The sequence below is a fragment of the Salmonella sp. SAL4457 genome (assembly GCF_046548235.1).
GTDB lineage: Bacteria > Pseudomonadota > Gammaproteobacteria > Enterobacterales > Enterobacteriaceae > Salmonella > Salmonella enterica.
In genome coordinates this window covers 1-246 of record NZ_JBGDZO010001091.1, presented here as the reverse complement: position 1 = coordinate 246, position 246 = coordinate 1, and the positions used below count along the sequence as shown (strand labels likewise).

The following is a 246-nucleotide window of genomic DNA, read 5'->3' as shown; positions in this document are numbered from 1 at the left end:
GCATCAGCAGGCCCAGGGCGGCAAGGGCGATGATCACGCTCATCGGGCATATCTCCACGGCGCTGCGGGGCGCGCTTCGCATGGGGAAGGCGCTCCGGGCCTGTTTCTTGTTGTCGAACGGTGCGGGCACCGGCGTGACGGCCTGGAACGGGGGAGGGCCGTCGGAAAGGCACGTTGCGATAACCGTGCCAGGCCCCAGAATCGCGGTTTTCGTGGGCTGCGGCGAGACGAAGGGGAGCGTGGGGA

At 68.3% G+C, this 246-nt stretch carries 1 protein-coding gene; it reads right to left on the bottom strand.

Annotated elements, in window-relative coordinates:
* A partial coding sequence (locus ACLJNW_RS27560; protein ID WP_410961737.1) for a hypothetical protein occupies positions 1-246 on the bottom strand: 246 nt, incomplete at both ends.